This is a genomic window from Treponema sp. R6D11, assembly GCF_054786075.1.
Genome location: NZ_BDHD01000998.1, coordinates 1 through 417, shown reverse-complemented (window position 1 = coordinate 417; position 417 = coordinate 1). Strand labels below are relative to the sequence as shown.

Genomic DNA, 417 nt, shown 5'->3' with positions numbered 1-417 from the left:
CTGTGTTACTTCGTCGAGTACGTCGAAGGCGATACCCTCCCACCTGTTTTCGAATTTATTGTAAAAGTCAAGCGGATAAAACCACGGCGCCGCGGTTACCTGCACGACCGGACTAGTCAACAAATACACTTTTTCTTCCGGAGTTAAACTTCTAAGCAATTTGTTTCTTGTGTAACTACGCTGTCCTTCGTTGTACAGCTTGTTAACATACTGGATGCCGCCGCCCCTTAAAGCTTTTGTTACAACCGAAATAATAGGGGCAAGCTCATTGCTTTTCGCGGCCATGGAAACAGGGCTAAAAGTGAGCGGGAAGAAATCTTCGATGGTCACATCGTCGTATTCGTCAAACGCGGCTTCTCCGGCGTTATACTCAATAAAGGCGTCGGCTTTTCCGCTCTTTATCAGTCTATACACGCT

General features: G+C 46.8%; 1 pseudogene. It reads right to left on the bottom strand.

What is annotated here, in order from left to right:
* Nucleotides 1-417 (bottom strand): annotated as a pseudogene (locus ACYVTD_RS17180) (hypothetical protein); the annotation flags it as partial.